This window comes from uncultured Campylobacter sp. (assembly GCF_938045205.1).
In the GTDB taxonomy this organism is placed as follows: domain Bacteria; phylum Campylobacterota; class Campylobacteria; order Campylobacterales; family Campylobacteraceae; genus Campylobacter_B.
The window spans coordinates 1-14720 of the sequence record NZ_CALIMY010000003.1 but is presented as its reverse complement, the minus strand read 5'-3'; the positions used below and the strand labels follow the sequence as shown (position 1 = coordinate 14720).

At 49.4% G+C, this 14720-nt stretch carries 16 protein-coding genes and 1 pseudogene; 16 read left to right on the top strand and 1 reads right to left on the bottom strand.

Features of this window, described 5'->3' with window-relative positions:
* The first annotated feature begins 8 nt into the window (after positions 1–8).
* Genes nuoI through Q0198_RS00125 form a run of 7 tightly spaced genes read left to right on the top strand, consistent with a single transcriptional unit; the run spans position 9 to position 7898 of the window.
* On the top strand, positions 9–1214 hold the full coding sequence (gene nuoI / locus Q0198_RS10905) for an NADH-quinone oxidoreductase subunit NuoI (RefSeq protein WP_366111721.1): 1206 nt from the start codon (positions 9–11) through the stop codon (positions 1212–1214).
* On the top strand, positions 1211–1738 hold the full coding sequence (locus tag Q0198_RS00150) for an NADH-quinone oxidoreductase subunit J (RefSeq protein ID WP_297893601.1): 528 nt from the start codon (positions 1211–1213) through the stop codon (positions 1736–1738). The genes nuoI and Q0198_RS00150 overlap by 4 nt, the downstream gene beginning before the upstream one ends.
* A gap of 1 nt (position 1739) precedes the next feature.
* Positions 1740–2063 carry an NADH-quinone oxidoreductase subunit NuoK gene (gene nuoK, locus Q0198_RS00145; protein WP_005869753.1) on the top strand — a complete coding sequence of 108 codons (324 nt, stop codon included), beginning with the start codon at positions 1740–1742 and terminating at the stop codon, positions 2061–2063.
* Positions 2056–3903 carry an NADH-quinone oxidoreductase subunit L gene (gene nuoL / locus Q0198_RS00140; protein WP_297893597.1) on the top strand — a complete coding sequence of 616 codons (1848 nt, stop codon included), beginning with the start codon at positions 2056–2058 and terminating at the stop codon, positions 3901–3903. Before nuoK ends, nuoL begins: the two co-directional genes overlap by 8 nt.
* A 7-nt stretch (positions 3904–3910) precedes the next feature.
* A complete protein-coding gene (locus Q0198_RS00135) occupies positions 3911–5440 on the top strand; it encodes an NADH-quinone oxidoreductase subunit M (protein ID WP_297893594.1) in 1530 nt (509 codons plus the stop codon).
* Positions 5430–7241 (top strand): NADH-quinone oxidoreductase subunit N, encoded by a 1812-nt coding sequence (locus Q0198_RS00130; protein WP_297893592.1) that lies wholly within the window; start codon positions 5430–5432, stop codon positions 7239–7241. Before Q0198_RS00135 ends, Q0198_RS00130 begins: the two co-directional genes overlap by 11 nt.
* A 54-nt stretch (positions 7242–7295) precedes the next feature.
* A complete protein-coding gene (locus tag Q0198_RS00125; protein ID WP_297893590.1) occupies positions 7296–7898 on the top strand; it encodes a hypothetical protein in 603 nt (200 codons plus the stop codon).
* A gap of 150 nt (positions 7899–8048) precedes the next feature.
* Here Q0198_RS00125 and miaA read toward each other — a convergent pair whose 3' ends face one another.
* On the bottom strand, positions 8049–8954 hold the full coding sequence (miaA, locus tag Q0198_RS00120; protein ID WP_297893589.1) for a tRNA (adenosine(37)-N6)-dimethylallyltransferase MiaA: 906 nt from the start codon (positions 8952–8954) through the stop codon (positions 8049–8051).
* 96 nt (positions 8955–9050) lie between these two features.
* Here miaA and mqnP point away from each other — a divergent pair, with 96 nt between their 5' ends.
* The 9 genes and pseudogenes from mqnP (at position 9051) to Q0198_RS00080 (ending at position 14612) form a co-directional block, all read left to right on the top strand.
* On the top strand, positions 9051–9920 hold the full coding sequence (gene mqnP / locus Q0198_RS00115) for a menaquinone biosynthesis prenyltransferase MqnP (protein WP_297893586.1): 870 nt from the start codon (positions 9051–9053) through the stop codon (positions 9918–9920).
* Between the two features lie 9 nt (positions 9921–9929).
* Positions 9930–10289, top strand: a complete 360-nt coding sequence (locus tag Q0198_RS00110) for a hypothetical protein (RefSeq protein ID WP_005869739.1) — start codon at positions 9930–9932, stop codon at positions 10287–10289.
* 80 nt (positions 10290–10369) lie between these two features.
* Positions 10370–11335 carry a GTP 3',8-cyclase MoaA gene (gene moaA, locus Q0198_RS00105; RefSeq protein ID WP_297893583.1) on the top strand — a complete coding sequence of 322 codons (966 nt, stop codon included), beginning with the start codon at positions 10370–10372 and terminating at the stop codon, positions 11333–11335.
* Positions 11332–11574: pseudogene (locus Q0198_RS10900) on the top strand (7-carboxy-7-deazaguanine synthase QueE); the annotation flags it as partial. The gene moaA and the pseudogene Q0198_RS10900, both read left to right, overlap by 4 nt.
* A complete protein-coding gene (locus Q0198_RS00100; RefSeq protein ID WP_366111727.1) occupies positions 11554–12297 on the top strand; it encodes a hypothetical protein in 744 nt (247 codons plus the stop codon). The pseudogene Q0198_RS10900 and the gene Q0198_RS00100, both read left to right, overlap by 21 nt.
* Positions 12294–12875, top strand: a complete 582-nt coding sequence (locus tag Q0198_RS00095; RefSeq protein ID WP_297893577.1) for a 6-carboxytetrahydropterin synthase — start codon at positions 12294–12296, stop codon at positions 12873–12875. The genes Q0198_RS00100 and Q0198_RS00095 overlap by 4 nt, the downstream gene beginning before the upstream one ends.
* A complete protein-coding gene (locus tag Q0198_RS00090; RefSeq protein WP_297893575.1) occupies positions 12875–13096 on the top strand; it encodes a hypothetical protein in 222 nt (73 codons plus the stop codon). The genes Q0198_RS00095 and Q0198_RS00090 overlap by 1 nt, the downstream gene beginning before the upstream one ends.
* 377 nt (positions 13097–13473) lie before the next feature.
* Positions 13474–13956 (top strand): hypothetical protein, encoded by a 483-nt coding sequence (locus Q0198_RS00085; RefSeq protein WP_297893573.1) that lies wholly within the window; start codon positions 13474–13476, stop codon positions 13954–13956.
* The gene (locus Q0198_RS00080) at positions 13956–14612 is read left to right on the top strand and encodes a 16S rRNA (uracil(1498)-N(3))-methyltransferase (RefSeq protein WP_297893644.1); all 657 of its coding nucleotides are present in this window, start codon (positions 13956–13958) and stop codon (positions 14610–14612) included. Before Q0198_RS00085 ends, Q0198_RS00080 begins: the two co-directional genes overlap by 1 nt.
* Positions 14613–14720 lie beyond the last annotated feature (108 nt).

The window sequence follows — 14720 nt, the reverse complement described above, 5'->3', positions numbered from 1 at the left end:
GGGGTGCGATGGCAAGATACGCTCAGATCGATAAACGAGCCCATATTAAATCCGGCGGCGATAAGCTTCGCAGATTCCTAGCCCGCACCTTTAACGGCGAGCTTTTCGTGGGGCTGTGGGTTGTTCTAAAAAATATGTTTAAGCGCGGCGGCTCGCACACGCTTCGGTATCCTATGGAAAAATTTGTTATGCCGCCTAGATACCGCGGCGTGCATAAGCTAATGCGCCTGCTCGAAAGCGGCAGCGAGCGCTGCATCGGATGCGGCTTGTGCGAGAAGATCTGCGTGGCGAACTGCATCGCGATGGAGACCAGCCTTGGCGCCGACGGCCGCAAAAAAGTAGATAACTACTCGATAAATTTAGGGCGCTGCGTCTACTGCGGGCTTTGCGCGGACGTCTGCCCCGAGATCGCCATCGTGCACGGCTGTGAGTACGAGCTTGCGAGCGAACAGCGCGCGTATTACGGATTTAAAGAGGATCTTTTAATTCGCGGTGAAAATTTATGTTTAAACGGCGCGGCGCAGGAGTTTGCGGGCTATGGCAGCCTGGATGAAAACGCGGGCGCGCGGATCAAGATGACGCCGAACGCTTATATAAAAAGCGACGCCGCAAGCGATGAGCTAAGCTCAAAGAGCGCGGATTTAAATTTAAATAGCGCCGCGGAAATCTCTAAAAAAGAGGGCGCCGCTAGCGATAAAATTCTATTTTCAAAGGGCGCGGGCTTAAGCGGCGAAATTTTAGCCGAGCGGCAAGACGTCGAGCGGGCAAGCTTAAAGGAAAGCTCCGCCGCGGACGCTGAAAATTCTAAAGAGAATTCCGCTGTCGCTAAAAATTCTACGCTTGATTCGGCGCGAAATTCCAAAGAAAATTCCGCCTCACAAAATGCAAAAGATTCCGCTATGGATAGTAAAAATTTGGCGGAGAATTCTAAAGAAAATTTCACTCCGCAGAGCGCCGAAGATTCCGCCGCTCAAAGTAAAAATTTTAAAGATAATTCGGTTGCACCGCATGTCGAGAATTCCACAGGCGGTCTTGCTGCGGAGGACGATTCTGCGGAGAGTTCTAAAGAAAATTTTGCTATGCAAGACGAGGGGAATTCTACGACGCGAGGTAAAAAATCTAAGGCAAATTCCAAAAAGAATTCCGCTGCAGACGCCGAGAATTCTACGCAAAGCTCCGCGCCGGATTCCTCCGCGCAGAGGGAGGAGCAATGATACAAACGCTTGCATTTTATTTTTTCAGCGCGGTTTGCCTGGCGCTTTTCGGCATTAGCATTTTTAGCAAAAACGTCCTTTACGCCCTTAGCGCGCTGGCCGGCGGCATGGTCTTTATGAGCGGATTTTTCTTCTTGCTGGATGCGGAGTTTTTGGGCGTAGTGCAGATCATAGTCTACACTGGCGCCGTAATCGTGCTTTACGGCTTTGCGCTGATGTTTTTGGGTGCGGATAAAAGCGTAAGCGAGCCAAAAAAAGGAGCAAGGCTATTTTTTGCGCTTAGCGGCGTGATCGCATTTTTGCTCGTGATTATCGTGCTCGGCGCGGTGGTCACAAACAACGTAGAAACGCTTAAAATTTTAAACACCGACGATACCGAGGCGCTTGGGATGATTATCTTTACGAAATATCTGGCGATTTTCGAGCTTGCCGCCGTGATGCTGCTCGTGGCGATGATCTGCGCTATCGTGCTTGCGCATAAGCAGATGGACGCGAGCCTGAGCTACGAAGAGAGCGAGGGGTAAAATGGGTCTAAATCACTATCTGATCGTCGCTGCGATGATGTTTGGGCTCGGGCTTGCGGGTATGATGAAGCGAAGAAATTTGATAATGCTCTTTTTTTCGAGCGAAATTTTATTAAACGCCGCAAATTTAGCCCTTGTCGCCGTGGCGAAGTTTTACGACAACATAAACGGCGAAATTTTTGCGCTTTTCATCGTCGCGATCGCCGCGAGCGAGATGGCTGTGGGGCTTGGATTACTCATCTTGTGGTATAAGAAGACGGGCAGCATCGAACTTGACAGTTTCGTAAATTTTAAAAATCCTTCTAAGGACGGGCCGGATGCTTGATACCGTTTTTGTGTGGCTCTTAATCGCCCTTTTCGCACCGCTTGCCTCGGCGATCTTCGCAGGCGTTTTCATTCGCGCCAAAGATAAGATGTTTATTGGCGTAGTCTGCTCGGCGCTGGTGATTTTAAGTACTATCGCGTCGCTTGCTTTGATGGAGCTCGTCTCTGACAACCGCCTAATCAGCGTAAATTTAGCCGATTTCATAAGCACGGGATTTTTGAACGCAAAATTTAGCTTTCTCATAGATAGCGTAAGTGCGGTGATGATGGTGGTCGTAGGCATCGTATCCAGCGTCGTGCACGTGTATTCGATCTACTATATGTGGGATGACGAAAACTTCGCTAAATTTTTCAGCTTCCTGGGGCTTTTCGTATTTTCGATGCTGGTTTTGGTAACGAGCGATAATTTTTTAGGACTTTTCATCGGCTGGGAGGGGGTCGGACTCTGCTCGTGGCTGCTAATAGGCTTTTGGTATGATAGGAGCAATTACAGCTGGTGCGCCAACGAAGCTTTCATAATGAACCGCATCGCAGACCTTGGAATGTTGCTTGGAATTTTTCTAATATATTTAAATTTCGGCTCGTTGCGCTACGAGGTGGTGTTTGCGAACGCAGCGAGCTTGGAGCCTGAAATTTTAACCCTGATCGCCGCACTTTTATTTATCGGCGCGATGGGCAAAAGCGCGCAGTTTCCATTCCATACCTGGCTAGCCGACGCGATGGCGGGCCCGACGCCCGTGTCCGCGCTTATTCACGCAGCGACGATGGTTACGGCGGGCGTTTATCTGGTGATCCGCGCAAACCCAATTTTCGCGCTCGCGCCCGAAGTAAGCGGCTTTATCGTCTGCTTGGGCGCTTTCGTGGCGGTCTTTGCGGCGTCGATGGCGCTGGTTCATAACGACCTTAAAAAGATCATCGCCTACTCCACGCTTTCGCAGCTTGGCTATATGTTCGTAGCCGTGGGGCTCGGGGCGTATTGGATCGCGCTATTTCATCTGGCGACGCATGCGTTTTTCAAGGCACTTCTATTTTTGGGCGCGGGCAACGTAATGCACGCGATGAAAGACGATCTAAATATCCAAAATATGGGCGGATTATATAAGTTTATGCGAGCTACGGCGATTTTAATGTGCATAGGCTCGCTTGCGCTTTGCGGATTTTATCCGTTCGCGGGCTTTTTTTCAAAAGATAAAATTTTGGAAGCGGCGTGGAGCGCGGACGCGTATTTCATCTGGGCGCTGCTGTTTGCGGGCGCCGCGATGACGACATTTTACAGCGTGCGTCTGATAATGCTCGTGTTTTTCGGCAAGCAAAAATTTACCCACCATCCGCACGAGGCGAAAGGCTTTGCCCTCATTGCGATGGGCGTATTAGCCGTGCCTGCGGTAATCGCGGGCTTTTTCGAGCACGATTTTGCTGAGTTCGTGCTTAGCATACTGCCGGGCTTTAAAGCTTCGATCCCGCACGGCGTGGAGGTAATTTTGATCGCCCTAACGCTAGCGATGATAAGCGCGGTGGCGATCGGCACGATTTGGACATACGGCAAGGGCAAATTTAGCCAAAATTTAAAGAACTGCAAATTTTATAAAATTTTGATCGCGCAGTATTTTATCCCGCAAATTTACGAGCGCGTGATCGTGCGCGGATACGCTAAGCTTAGCGAGATCTGCGCTAAATGCGACGGCGCAATCATAGACGCCAGCGTCGATCTGATCGCTCGCATCGCGGTAAAAGGCGGCGAAGGAGCGGATCGCGCAAGCAATAGCGGAGATTTGAGCGCAAATTTAAGGTGGATGGTTTTGGGATCTTTCATTTTGCTGATTTTGGCGTTTGCGCTGTGAGGTGAGCATGGAATACTTTTTAAGTTTGGTTATATTTTTTCCGGCGGTAGCTGCGGTTTTGGGCTTTTTGATCGACGAAGCGAGCATCAAGACCTACGCCGTTACGATGAGCTTCATAGAGTTCGTGCTTTCGCTCGTTTTGTGGATACTTTACGAGCCGGTGGAAGGCATCGCTTTTAGCGTGCTGCATCCTTTCATAAGCGAATACGGCATCAACTACTTCATCGGCGTGGATGGAATTTCGCTGTTTTTAGTGATCCTAAGCACGCTGGTTACCTTTTTGGCGCTACTTAGCCTAAGTATCAAAGAGCGCGCCAAAAATTTAATCATCTGCATTCTATTTTTAGAGATGACGATGGTGGGCGTTTTCGTGGCGCTGGATGCGATTTTGTTTTACATCTTTTGGGAGCTTTCGCTCATTCCGATGCTCTATATCATCGGCGCGTGGGGCAGCGGCAAGAGAATTTACGCCGCGGTAAAATTTTTCATCTACACCTTTTTAGGTTCGATGTTTCTACTCGTTGGACTCGTAGCGATGAGCTATTTCTATCACGAGGCTACGGGCGAGTATAGCTTTAATATCCTAGACTGGCAGAGCCTATCGCTGCCGCTTAGCACGCAAATTCCTCTATTTTTGGCATTTTCGGTCGCTTTTGCGATCAAGACGCCTTGCTTTCCTTTTCATACCTGGCTTCCGTACGCGCACGGGCAGGCCCCTACGATAGGCTCGGTGCTGCTTGCCGCCGTGCTTCTTAAGATGGGCACCTACGGCTTCGTGCGATTTTCGCTGCCGCTATTTCCCGACGCGAGCGTACATTTTAGCGGGATGATGTGCGCCGTAGCGATCGTTATGATCATCTATGCAAGCTTCATCGCCTTTGCGCAGAAGGATATCAAACAGGTTATCGCGTATAGCTCGATCGCGCATATGGGCGTAATAATGCTTGGAATTTTTTCAATGAGCCGCGAAGGAATGAGCGGCGCGGTATTTTTGATGATAAGCCACGGTATCGTAAGCGGAGGGCTTTTTATGCTCGTAGGCTTTTTATACGACCGCAGGCACACGAAGCTTTTCAGCGAGTTCGGCGGGCTTGCGCGGGTGATGCCGCTTTATGCGTTTTGTTTTTGCGTCGTGCTGCTAGGCTCGATAGGCCTTCCGCTTACGATCGGTTTCGTGGGAGAATTTCTAAGCCTCGCGGGGATTTTTAAGATCAGCTTTAGCTACGCGCTCTTGGGCGGACTCGGCATCATAATGGGCGCGATCTATTCGATGAATCTTTATAAAAAGACCTTCTTCGGCGCTCTCGTGCATGAAGAGAATAAAAAGCTAAGCGATCTAAATAGAACCGAGCTTTGCTCTATCATCCCGATCTGCGTGCTGGCAGTGGTACTTGGCGTAGCGCCGAATCTGATGCTAAAGAGTATCGAGCCTAGCGTGACGCAAAGCCTTGAGCTGATGTTTAACAAAGCCTCTCAAACCGCGACCCGCGCCTATATGGAAAAAGCAAATTTTAAGGTAAGAAGCGATGCAAAATAATCTTTTAAATTTAGCCTCGATCGCGCCTATGGCGATACTCGGAGGATTTGCCCTGCTGATGCTCGCGGTTTCGCTTTTTGCGCGCACGCTATCGTATAAATTTTACGCCGTCATCACGATACTGGCGCTAGCTCTCGGCTTCGGGCTCGTTTTTGGTTACAACAGCGGCATACGCGGGCTTTTTGACGTGATGCTAGTGGACGGAATCGCGACGCTATCGATGCTTATTATGCTCGCAGGTTCGATATTTTTCATCTTTCTGTCTTTGGGCGCAAGAAGCGCGCACGAGTACCATACTGCAGAATTTTTCGTGCTGTTTTTATTCGTGCTCGTGGGCTATGAGTTTATGGTCGCGAGCGAAAATTTAATGATGATCCTCGTTGGGCTTGAGACGGGCTCGCTGGCGCTTTATACGTTAATCGCGCTTCACAACCGCGCCAGATCGGTCGAAGCGGCGCTAAAATACTTCATAATGGGCGCGCTGGGATCGGGGTTTTTCGCATTCGGCGCGGCGATGTTTTTTCTATCGACCGGCTCTATGGAAATTTCAAACATCGCGCAGATCGCTAAGAGTTCAAATTTACAAACCAACATCCTGCTTTTCGCCGCCTGCTCATTTATGATCGTCTCGATAGGATTTAAGCTCTCGCTGATCCCGTTTCACACCTGGACGCCCGACGTTTACGAGGGTGCGAGCTCGGCTATGGCAGGCTTTTTGTCCGTCGTGCCCAAGATCGCGGGCTTTGTCGTGGCGATCAGGCTGTTTGAAGCTCTGGGAAGCATCGGCGTGCAGTGGCTAAACATCGTACTCTACGCCGTTGCGGTGCTTACGATGAGCTTAGCGAACCTTATGGCGCTCGTGCAGCGCGACGTCAAGCGGATGCTCGCTTTCAGCTCCGTTTCGCACGCGGGCTTCGTACTCTGCGCGATCGTGATCGGCTCGACGCAGGCAAACGCGGCGCTTTTCACCTACTGGATCCTATACACCGTGGCGAACCTCGGGGCGTTTGCCTTCATCTGGTGTGTACGGCAAAGGCGCGCGCGCAGCTTTAAGTCTGGGCCCGAAGTTGGCGCGGCGGGTTTGAAATTTTGCTACGAAAACAGCGCGTCAAACGGGCAAAATTTTAAGACGGAGTTTGCGAGCGCGCGTGACGACGGGCTAAATTTTAAAGCCGAAGCGAAGCGAGAAAATTTTAAATTTACCACCGGAGCGGACGAGGGGAATTTTAAATTTAACGACGAGGCAGGCGAAGGAAATTCTAAAGCTAAGGGGCTTGAAAGAAATTTTAAATTTGGCGGCGCACAAGACGAAAATCAAGATATTAAAATGGGCCGCACCGCGCGAGCTAAAAGCGGAGCCGAAACCCGCGAGCAGAGCTTTAAATTTGCGGCTCGCTTTGAGCATCCGTTTGAGAAATTTGACGGGCTGATCCGCACCCATCCGCTCTTTGCGCTATGCGCAGCGATCTTCATGCTCTCGCTTGCGGGCATTCCGCCGTTTAGCGTGTTTTGGGGCAAGATGTATCTGCTAAGCGCGGCGGTCAATTCGGGCTACTTCGCTCTCGCCGTCATCATGGCGGTAAATAGCGCGCTCGCCCTGTATTACTATCTGCGCCTTATTGTGCGTATGTTTTTGCACGAGCCGCGGGAGGATGCGGAGCTTGACGGTTCGCTGAGCGCGGTCTCGGTGCAAATAAAATTTGCCGTCGTGCTAGCTAGCGTGGCGTGCGTGCTGGCGCCGTTTTTAGTGAAATTTCTAACCGGCGCGGTAAATAATTTCGTCTTTTTAAGCGGGTATTGAGCTAAAATTTTAAGCGCGAATTGAACCCATCGCGCTTTGCCAACAAGGAGAGATATGTTTTTGGGCGAGCTAAGTGCTGACGGCTACGGTTTTGCGCTGCTTGATGTGCGCGATTTGAGTGAGTTTTTAAAGGAGCGAAAATGCAGAGCAAAAAAGCTTCTAAGCTACTGGGACGCGCACAAGCAGCTGTTTTATGACGCCGTAAAGGGCGCTAAAGCTTTACCCTTCTACCCGCTTACGGTGCGCAGCTATGAGATCTTCGTTTGCATTGACGAGGAGTTTGCGCCGTCTGCGGGCTACGAAGTGGCTTTCAAGCGCGATAGGCTGTATTTCGCCCCGCAAAGCGACTCCGCGATCCTAGCGAGCTTCGATGCTTTGCAGTATCGTTTCGATGAGCTAAAAAGCGACAAACTCGAGCTAGGCTATGAGTGCCAAAGCGGCGCTGCGGGCAAGATACGAAAATTTAATTCCACGCTCAAGCTCGGCTTGCAAAGCGGCACTTACGAGCTTTGCGCCCTGGGGCTAAAAAACAGCTCGCAGAACTTCGAGAAATATGGCTACGCCTTTATTTTCAAGCGCAATGCAAGCGCGGAAAATCAAAATTTCAGTAGGCTTGACAACGATAAATTTAGCTTTGATATTTGCGAAGGCGGTTAAATTTAATCGAAATTCCGCGTCGCGCAAGGTCTCGGCGCGCCCCGCAAAATTTTAAAGACGCGATTCGGCGCGGTAAATTTAAATCTAAAATTTCCACTTCCTTGCCCCATTGTTTCCTAGCAAACACACAAATTTTGATAAATTTCGATTTTAAATCTCGCGGCGGAAAAATTTTAAAATTTCATGCTCCAGCTCTTGCGGCGGCGCTGAAATTTTATCCGCGAACTGCGAGCGGTTGAAGGTGCGTTGGCGCTTTGCGAGCTGTACCGTGTGCAGGCTTACGAGCTGCTCGCACTGCGCCCGCGAGATCTGCCCGCGCAAAAGCTGCCCGCACTCCTTTAGCCCGATGCAGCCTAGCGCCCTACATTCCGCGCCGTAGCGGACGAATAAAAACTCCGCTTCCTCCAAAAGCCCGCGCTCAAACATCGCTTTCGTGCGCGCCTCGATACGCCCTGCAAGCCACTGCTTGGGCGCGTCGATCTCAAAAATTTTAATATCCGAAATGACGGGCGGGGCGGTGTTTTCGCGCAGAAATTTACTTGGCGCCTCGCCGCAAAATTTATAGATGCTTAGCCATTTTTGTAAACGAAAACTGTCCGCCGCGCTAAGCTTTGCGGCAAATTCCGGATCGATCCGCCGCGCTAGAGCGTAAATTTCATCGTTTGAAATTTCACTTTTAAAATCGGGAACCTTCGGCGCCAGACCGCTTAGCATCGCTTTTAGATAAAATCCGCTGCCCCCAGTGATTATCAAAGGCGCACCGCTACGCTCTGCAAAAGCCCGCGCGGCGGCGTATTCTTTGATAAACTCTCCGACGCTGAAGTACTCGTTTGGATAGATTAAATTTACGCCGAAGTGCCTGATCTCGCGCAGCTCCTCCTCGCTTGGCTTGGCGCTTGCGATATCGATCTGCCGGTAAATGCAAAGCGAATCAAGGCTCAAAATCACGGCGCCGGTTTCTCGCGCGATACTTAGTGCAAGATCGCTTTTGCCGCTTGCGGTGGTGCCGATGATCGCGATCTGCGGGCTTGCGTGCGAGTTTTGATTTTGGCTCAAGGCGTTTCCTTTCGTAAATTTTTCGTTCAAATTATATCAAATTTAGAGCTATTCTTACTTTTTTTTGATACAATGGTGCCCAAAATAAGGGGCGAAATGGCTAAATTTAAAGAAATTTTATCCGATATCAACGAATTAATAGTTTTTAAACACTCGGTTTTCGCGCTGCCGTTTATCTTTACGGCGATGGTTACTGCAAGCAAGCTGCAAAGCGGCTCGGTATGGTTCGGTTGGAAGCTGCTTTTTTTAGGGATTTTATGCGCGGTGAGCGCGAGAAGCTTTGCGATGGCGCTAAATCGCTACCTGGACGAGGATATCGACCGCGCCAATCCGCGTTGTGCTTCGCGCCCCAGCGTGGATGGACGGATCGGACGCGGGAATTTGCTGCTTTTCATTATCGCAAACGCGGTAGTTTTCATAGCGGTTTCGGCGCTTATAAATTCTTTGGCGCTTAAGCTTTCGGTGCCGATTTTAGCGGCATTGGGCGGGTATTCATATTTTAAACGCTTTAGCGAGACCGCGCATTTAATGCTCGGTTTTTGCCTAGGGCTTGCGCCGATTGCGGGAGCGATCGCCGTTAGCGGCGGAATTCCGCTATGGTCGGTGCTACTATGCTTTGGAGTAGTATTTTGGGTAGGCGGCTTTGACGTGCTGTATTCGCTTCAAGATATGGAATTTGACCGCACGGCTGGGCTTTACAGCATTCCTGCGCTTTACGGCAAGGAAGCCTCGATGTTTATCTCTAAAATTTTTCATGCCGTGGCGGTGCTTTTTTGGCTGCTGTTTTGCGCGGCGGCAAATTTAGGCTTTTTTGCCTATCTGGGCGTGGCTGCGTGCGCGACGATCCTGTACTTCGAGCATAGGATCGTGCAGAAAGATTTTAGCAAGATTGATCGCGCGTTTTTTACGCTGAATGGCTACTTGGGCATTGCGTTTTTCGCTTTTGTTTTTGTAAATTTATTTTAAGGAACCCCTATGGATCTTAACACTATCATCATTTTAGGACTCTGCGTCGTTATATTTTTGATGTTTTTCGTCATATATTTTAAGGATAAGCAAGCGGATAAAAAATTCGAGCGCTTCGATCAGGTATTGACCGACGCTATGCAGGAAAATTATCTGCTTAAAAAGAAGGTCGAGGAGCTAAAAGAGATGATCGATTCGGGCGGCAAAGTCGCTCCTAATATCGATATAAACGCGATTGCAGACGTGATCGACGAGACGATAGAGCAGAGACTAGATGTAGTGCCTACGATGATCGACGAGCGGGTAGAAAAGCAGATCAGACCGCTTCTGGATCAGCTTAAAGAGCTCATCGGCTCGGTAAGAAAATAGCCGGAGCAATATAAAAATAAAATTTTGCAAAATCGCTTTGTTTTTTATATAATCGCCGCAAATTGATATTAAGGCAAAATATGCTAATTGATAAATTTGGACGAACGATCGATTATTTGCGCATTTCGGTTACGCAGCGGTGTAATTTCAGATGCAGATATTGCATGCCGAGCACGCCGTTTAATTGGGTGCCGCGAGAGAATATTTTAAGCTTTGAGGAGATGTTTTTATTCGTCAAAGTTGCGATCGACGGCGGCGTAAAAAAGATCCGTATCACCGGCGGCGAACCGCTGGTGCGAAAGGGGATCGAGGATTTTATAAAGATGATCGCGGATTACGCTCCGGGTATCGATCTTGCGCTTACTACCAACGGATATTATCTCAAAAACTACGCACGCGCCCTGAAAGACGCCGGGCTAAAGCGCATCAATATGTCGCTTGACTCGCTGCGTCCGGAGCGGGCTAAATTTATAGCTCAGCGAGGCGTGCTTTATAACGTCTTAGAGGGCCTTGACGCTGCGCTTGAAGCGGGATTAAAAGTCAAGCTAAACACTGTCGCGCTAAAAGGCATCAACGACGACGAGCTGATCTATTTGCTGGAATTTGCCCGCGAGAAGGATTGTCAGATTCGCTTCATAGAATTTATGGAAAACACCCATGCCGGCGATCTTACAGGCTTAAAATCAAACGAAATTTTAGATATTTTAAGGCGTAAATTTATCTTTACCGCTCTGCCGAAATCGCAAAGCTCGCCCGCGTCGCTTTACGCGCTCGGGGACGGCTACACCTTCGGCATAATCGATCCGCACAAGCACGATTTTTGCGAGAGCTGCAACCGCATCAGGCTAAGCGCCGAGGGGCTTTTGATCCCGTGTCTTTACTTCGAGGACGCGCTAAGTATCAAAAAGGCGGTTAAAGAGGGCGACATTGCCGCAGCCGCCGAAATTTTGGCTAAAATTTTAGCGAATAAGCCCGAAAAAAATCGCTGGCAAACGGACGCTTCGAATGAAATTTCAAGCCGTGCATTTTACGAGACGGGCGGATGAGGCTTGTTGAGAGCTTTTTAAGTATTCAGGGCGAGGGCAAATACGTAGGCAGGCTCGCGTTTTTCTTTCGCTTTGCGGGCTGCAACCTGCGCTGCGAGGGCTTCGGCGGCGAGCGCATTTCGCCAAAGACCGGCGAGATCTTGCACGGTTGCGATACGATCCGCGCGGTTTTTACGAGCCACTTCGAGCACGAAGAAATTTTAAATTTATCGCAGCTTTTGAATAAAATTCCAAATTTATCAGATTCGTCCCGTTTCGCACCTGCGTGCCCTGCGCCGGGTTTTTGCGGCGCCGAGCCTTTTTCCGAAAGCGATACGTTAAATTCCGCCGCCGTACAAACGCCTCCCCGCTCAAACGGTAACGCAAAAAATTCTTTAAATTTAACGAGCGAGAATTCTTTAAATTTCGCAGCGCAGAATTCTTTAAATTTAAATCCGCAAAGCTCCGCCTCGCCGCAGAGCGCTAAGCTTTATCAAAAGCCGATCGTCGTTATCACCGGCGGCGAGCCGATGTTGCATCACAAAGAGGTGCTATTTTACGAGTTCGTCTGCGAGCTACTAGCGCGCGGATACGAAGCGCACTTCGAAACCAACGGCACGATTTTCGTGGATTTTGAAAAATTTCCCGCCTACAAAAGCTGCGTCTTTGCGGTCTCTCCCAAGCTTTCAAACTCCGCCGAGCCGCGCGAACGCAGGTTAAACTTCGCCGCGCTGCGAAGCTTAAAACAAAACGCAAAAGATAGCTTTTACAAGTTCGTCATCTCGCCCGAGTTTGACGTGCAGCCCGAGATCAGCGAAATTTTAGCGGCGTGCGAGAGCGAAGTTTATTGTATGCCGCGTGGCGCAGATCGTCGCGAGCTGGAAAGCGCCGCGCAATTTTGCGTGGATTTTTGCCTAAAAAACGGCTATAATTACTCCGATCGCCTGCACATTAGAATTTGGGGCGAGAAGGACGGGGTATGATAATCAGGAAATTATACGAATTCGAAAACGCTCACATCGTGCGCCTGTGCGGCTCGAAGCGATGTCGCACGAGCATCCACGGCCACTCCTATAGATGCGAAATTTTGCTTAGCTCAAATTTTTTGGATGAAGCGGGTATGGTTTACGACTTTGGTTATATGAAGCTCGGTATTCGCGAGCTTATCGATAGTTTCGACCACGCTACGACGATCTACGCGCGCGATGATGCCAGCTACATCGCGGATCTTAAAAAACACAGCGCGCGCTGGGTACAGATACCGCTAAATCCGAGCGCGGAGCAGTTTTGTAGAATTTTTTTCGTTCTAATCGACCGACTTTTGAGCCTGACTCAGATGCAAAACGGTGAGCGCGAAGTAAAGCTTCACAGCGTCATCGTGCACGAAACGGCCACCGGCTACGCGCAGTGCTTCCGCGAGGACGCCTACAACGCGCAGATGGGCGAGATCGCGCTGGATGAGATAGAATTCTCGCCCGCCGTGCGCGAGGAGTGGAGGCAACCTGAGCTTTGGCAAAAGCTGCTACGCGGCGAAAAAATCATCTATCCAAAGGACTGCTGATGAGAAATTTCTTTAAATTTGGCGCGGGTTTTGTGCGCGTTTTTGCCGCGTGGGCGATCTTTGTCTGCGCGCTTGCTTTGGGCGGTTGCGACGATGAGAAAAAGGACGCCCTGCAAAAGCCGCCGGTAGATAGCGAGGTGCCAAAGGACGTACCTATCGCGCCTAGCGAGCCCAAAGTCGATATAAACGCCGATATGCCGCCGCTTCCGGTGACGGAATAAGGTGGAGCGTTGAAAAATCTGCGCCTAAATTTGAAAATTTTTAAAATTTGCGTTATTCGTATGCGGCGCGTAAGCGCGATTTTAGCGTCTTTTTTGCCCGTGCGATCTGCGCAAAGAAATTTTAAATTTCATAAAGCTCTATCCGCAAAATTTCATTCTTGGCGCGAGATACACTGCGCCAAATCGCGATTAGAAGGCAATGGGGTAAAATTTAACGCAATAAATATCCACGACCGCTTTGAAAGGTTTTTAAAATTTCAAAGGCGCGGAACAGGTCTGTCTTATCTCGCGCCGAAAAAATTTGCGTTGAAATTCGGTCGTTTCGGCTCTAGCCGTGCAAAATTTTATCCTGCAAATTTAACCCTCCGGCGGAAGTAATGGATTATCTGTATCAAAGCGCCCTGGGTTTTCATAAATTTTTTGCGCTAGCTGCGGCGATTTTAACGATAATTTATCTGATTTTTACCCAGCTTAAGATCGACGCGGCGGCGGAATTTTGCCCTCGCGGCAAGGCTTTAAATTCCGCCGCCTCCGCGCCGCAAGCTGGGAATTTAAAGCAAAAAAGCAGATCTGGGCTTAGATTTCTTAGGCGCATCAGGCTGTTTTTGCCGATCTATTATTCGTGTATCGCGGCGCTGATAATTAGCGGAAGCGTGATGCTACCGGTGCTGCGCTTTGATTTGAGCTTTAAAATTTACTTTATGGCGGCCGCAGCGCTAGTGATGATCGCGTTTAGTGCGACGTCGTACAGGCGGCTAAAAATCGCGTATCTAAGCCAAAACTTTGCGCCCTATCAGCGCAAAATGCGGGTGATTTTGGGGCTAAACTTAGCGATAATTTTGATAGCGAGTGTTATTTGATGGTATATTTTTACGATAAGCTTGCAGGCGAACAGAGCCTAGTTTTGCAGAATGATCAGTTTTTGCACCTAAAGGCCAGACGAGCAAGGGCGGGCGAGCGCATAGACGTGCGAAATCTAAAGGACGGGGCGAGTTATCTATATGAGATCGCCGAAATTTCGCGCAAAGGTGCGGCTCTGAATTTAGTTTTTAAAAGCTCGGTTTTTACGCCGAGCCACGATTTTTGCGTCGCTTGGGCGGTCGTCGAGAGCGCTGTGATCGAAAAGAGCCTGCCTGCGCTAAACGAGATGGGCATCGGGCGGCTTATTTTGGTATATGCCGATCTGTCGCAGAAAAACGTGCGGCTCGATCTGCAGAGGATGGAGCGGATTTTGATCAACTCATCTCAACAATGCGGGCGCAATTCCATCATGCAGATCGAGGTTTTGAGCAGCTCGGACGAGCTTGCGCAAAGATATAAAAACGTAAGCCTGATCGATTTTGGCGGCAAGAACATCGATATTTTCGGCGGCGATGAGATCGCTTTCATCGGCCCGGAGGGCGGATTTTCGCCGCGCGAAAGGGAGAAATTTAAAAACGCCTATGCGCTTAATAGCTCTTATATTTTGCGCTCAAACACCGCGCTGATCGCAACTTGCGCAAAATTGATGTTTTAAGCGCTCGGCAAATTTTAAAATTTAAAAAGATCGCGCGTTTTAAATTTTGGAATTTAAAATTTACTTTATATCCGGTAAAAGGTTTGTTTATCAAAAGTAAGAGATTGG

Coding starts and splice junctions, on each gene's coding strand:
- nuoI (WP_366111721.1), top strand. CDS start 9: ATGGCAAGATACGCTCAGATCGATAAACGAGCCCATATTAAATCCGGC.
- Q0198_RS00150 (WP_297893601.1), top strand. CDS start 1,211: ATGATACAAACGCTTGCATTTTATTTTTTCAGCGCGGTTTGCCTGGCG.
- nuoK (WP_005869753.1), top strand. CDS start 1,740: ATGGGTCTAAATCACTATCTGATCGTCGCTGCGATGATGTTTGGGCTC.
- nuoL (WP_297893597.1), top strand. CDS start 2,056: ATGCTTGATACCGTTTTTGTGTGGCTCTTAATCGCCCTTTTCGCACCG.
- Q0198_RS00135 (WP_297893594.1), top strand. CDS start 3,911: ATGGAATACTTTTTAAGTTTGGTTATATTTTTTCCGGCGGTAGCTGCG.
- Q0198_RS00130 (WP_297893592.1), top strand. CDS start 5,430: ATGCAAAATAATCTTTTAAATTTAGCCTCGATCGCGCCTATGGCGATA.
- Q0198_RS00125 (WP_297893590.1), top strand. CDS start 7,296: ATGTTTTTGGGCGAGCTAAGTGCTGACGGCTACGGTTTTGCGCTGCTT.
- mqnP (WP_297893586.1), top strand. CDS start 9,051: ATGGCTAAATTTAAAGAAATTTTATCCGATATCAACGAATTAATAGTT.
- Q0198_RS00110 (WP_005869739.1), top strand. CDS start 9,930: ATGGATCTTAACACTATCATCATTTTAGGACTCTGCGTCGTTATATTT.
- moaA (WP_297893583.1), top strand. CDS start 10,370: ATGCTAATTGATAAATTTGGACGAACGATCGATTATTTGCGCATTTCG.
- Q0198_RS00095 (WP_297893577.1), top strand. CDS start 12,294: ATGATAATCAGGAAATTATACGAATTCGAAAACGCTCACATCGTGCGC.
- Q0198_RS00090 (WP_297893575.1), top strand. CDS start 12,875: ATGAGAAATTTCTTTAAATTTGGCGCGGGTTTTGTGCGCGTTTTTGCC.
- Q0198_RS00085 (WP_297893573.1), top strand. CDS start 13,474: ATGGATTATCTGTATCAAAGCGCCCTGGGTTTTCATAAATTTTTTGCG.
- Q0198_RS00080 (WP_297893644.1), top strand. CDS start 13,956: ATGGTATATTTTTACGATAAGCTTGCAGGCGAACAGAGCCTAGTTTTG.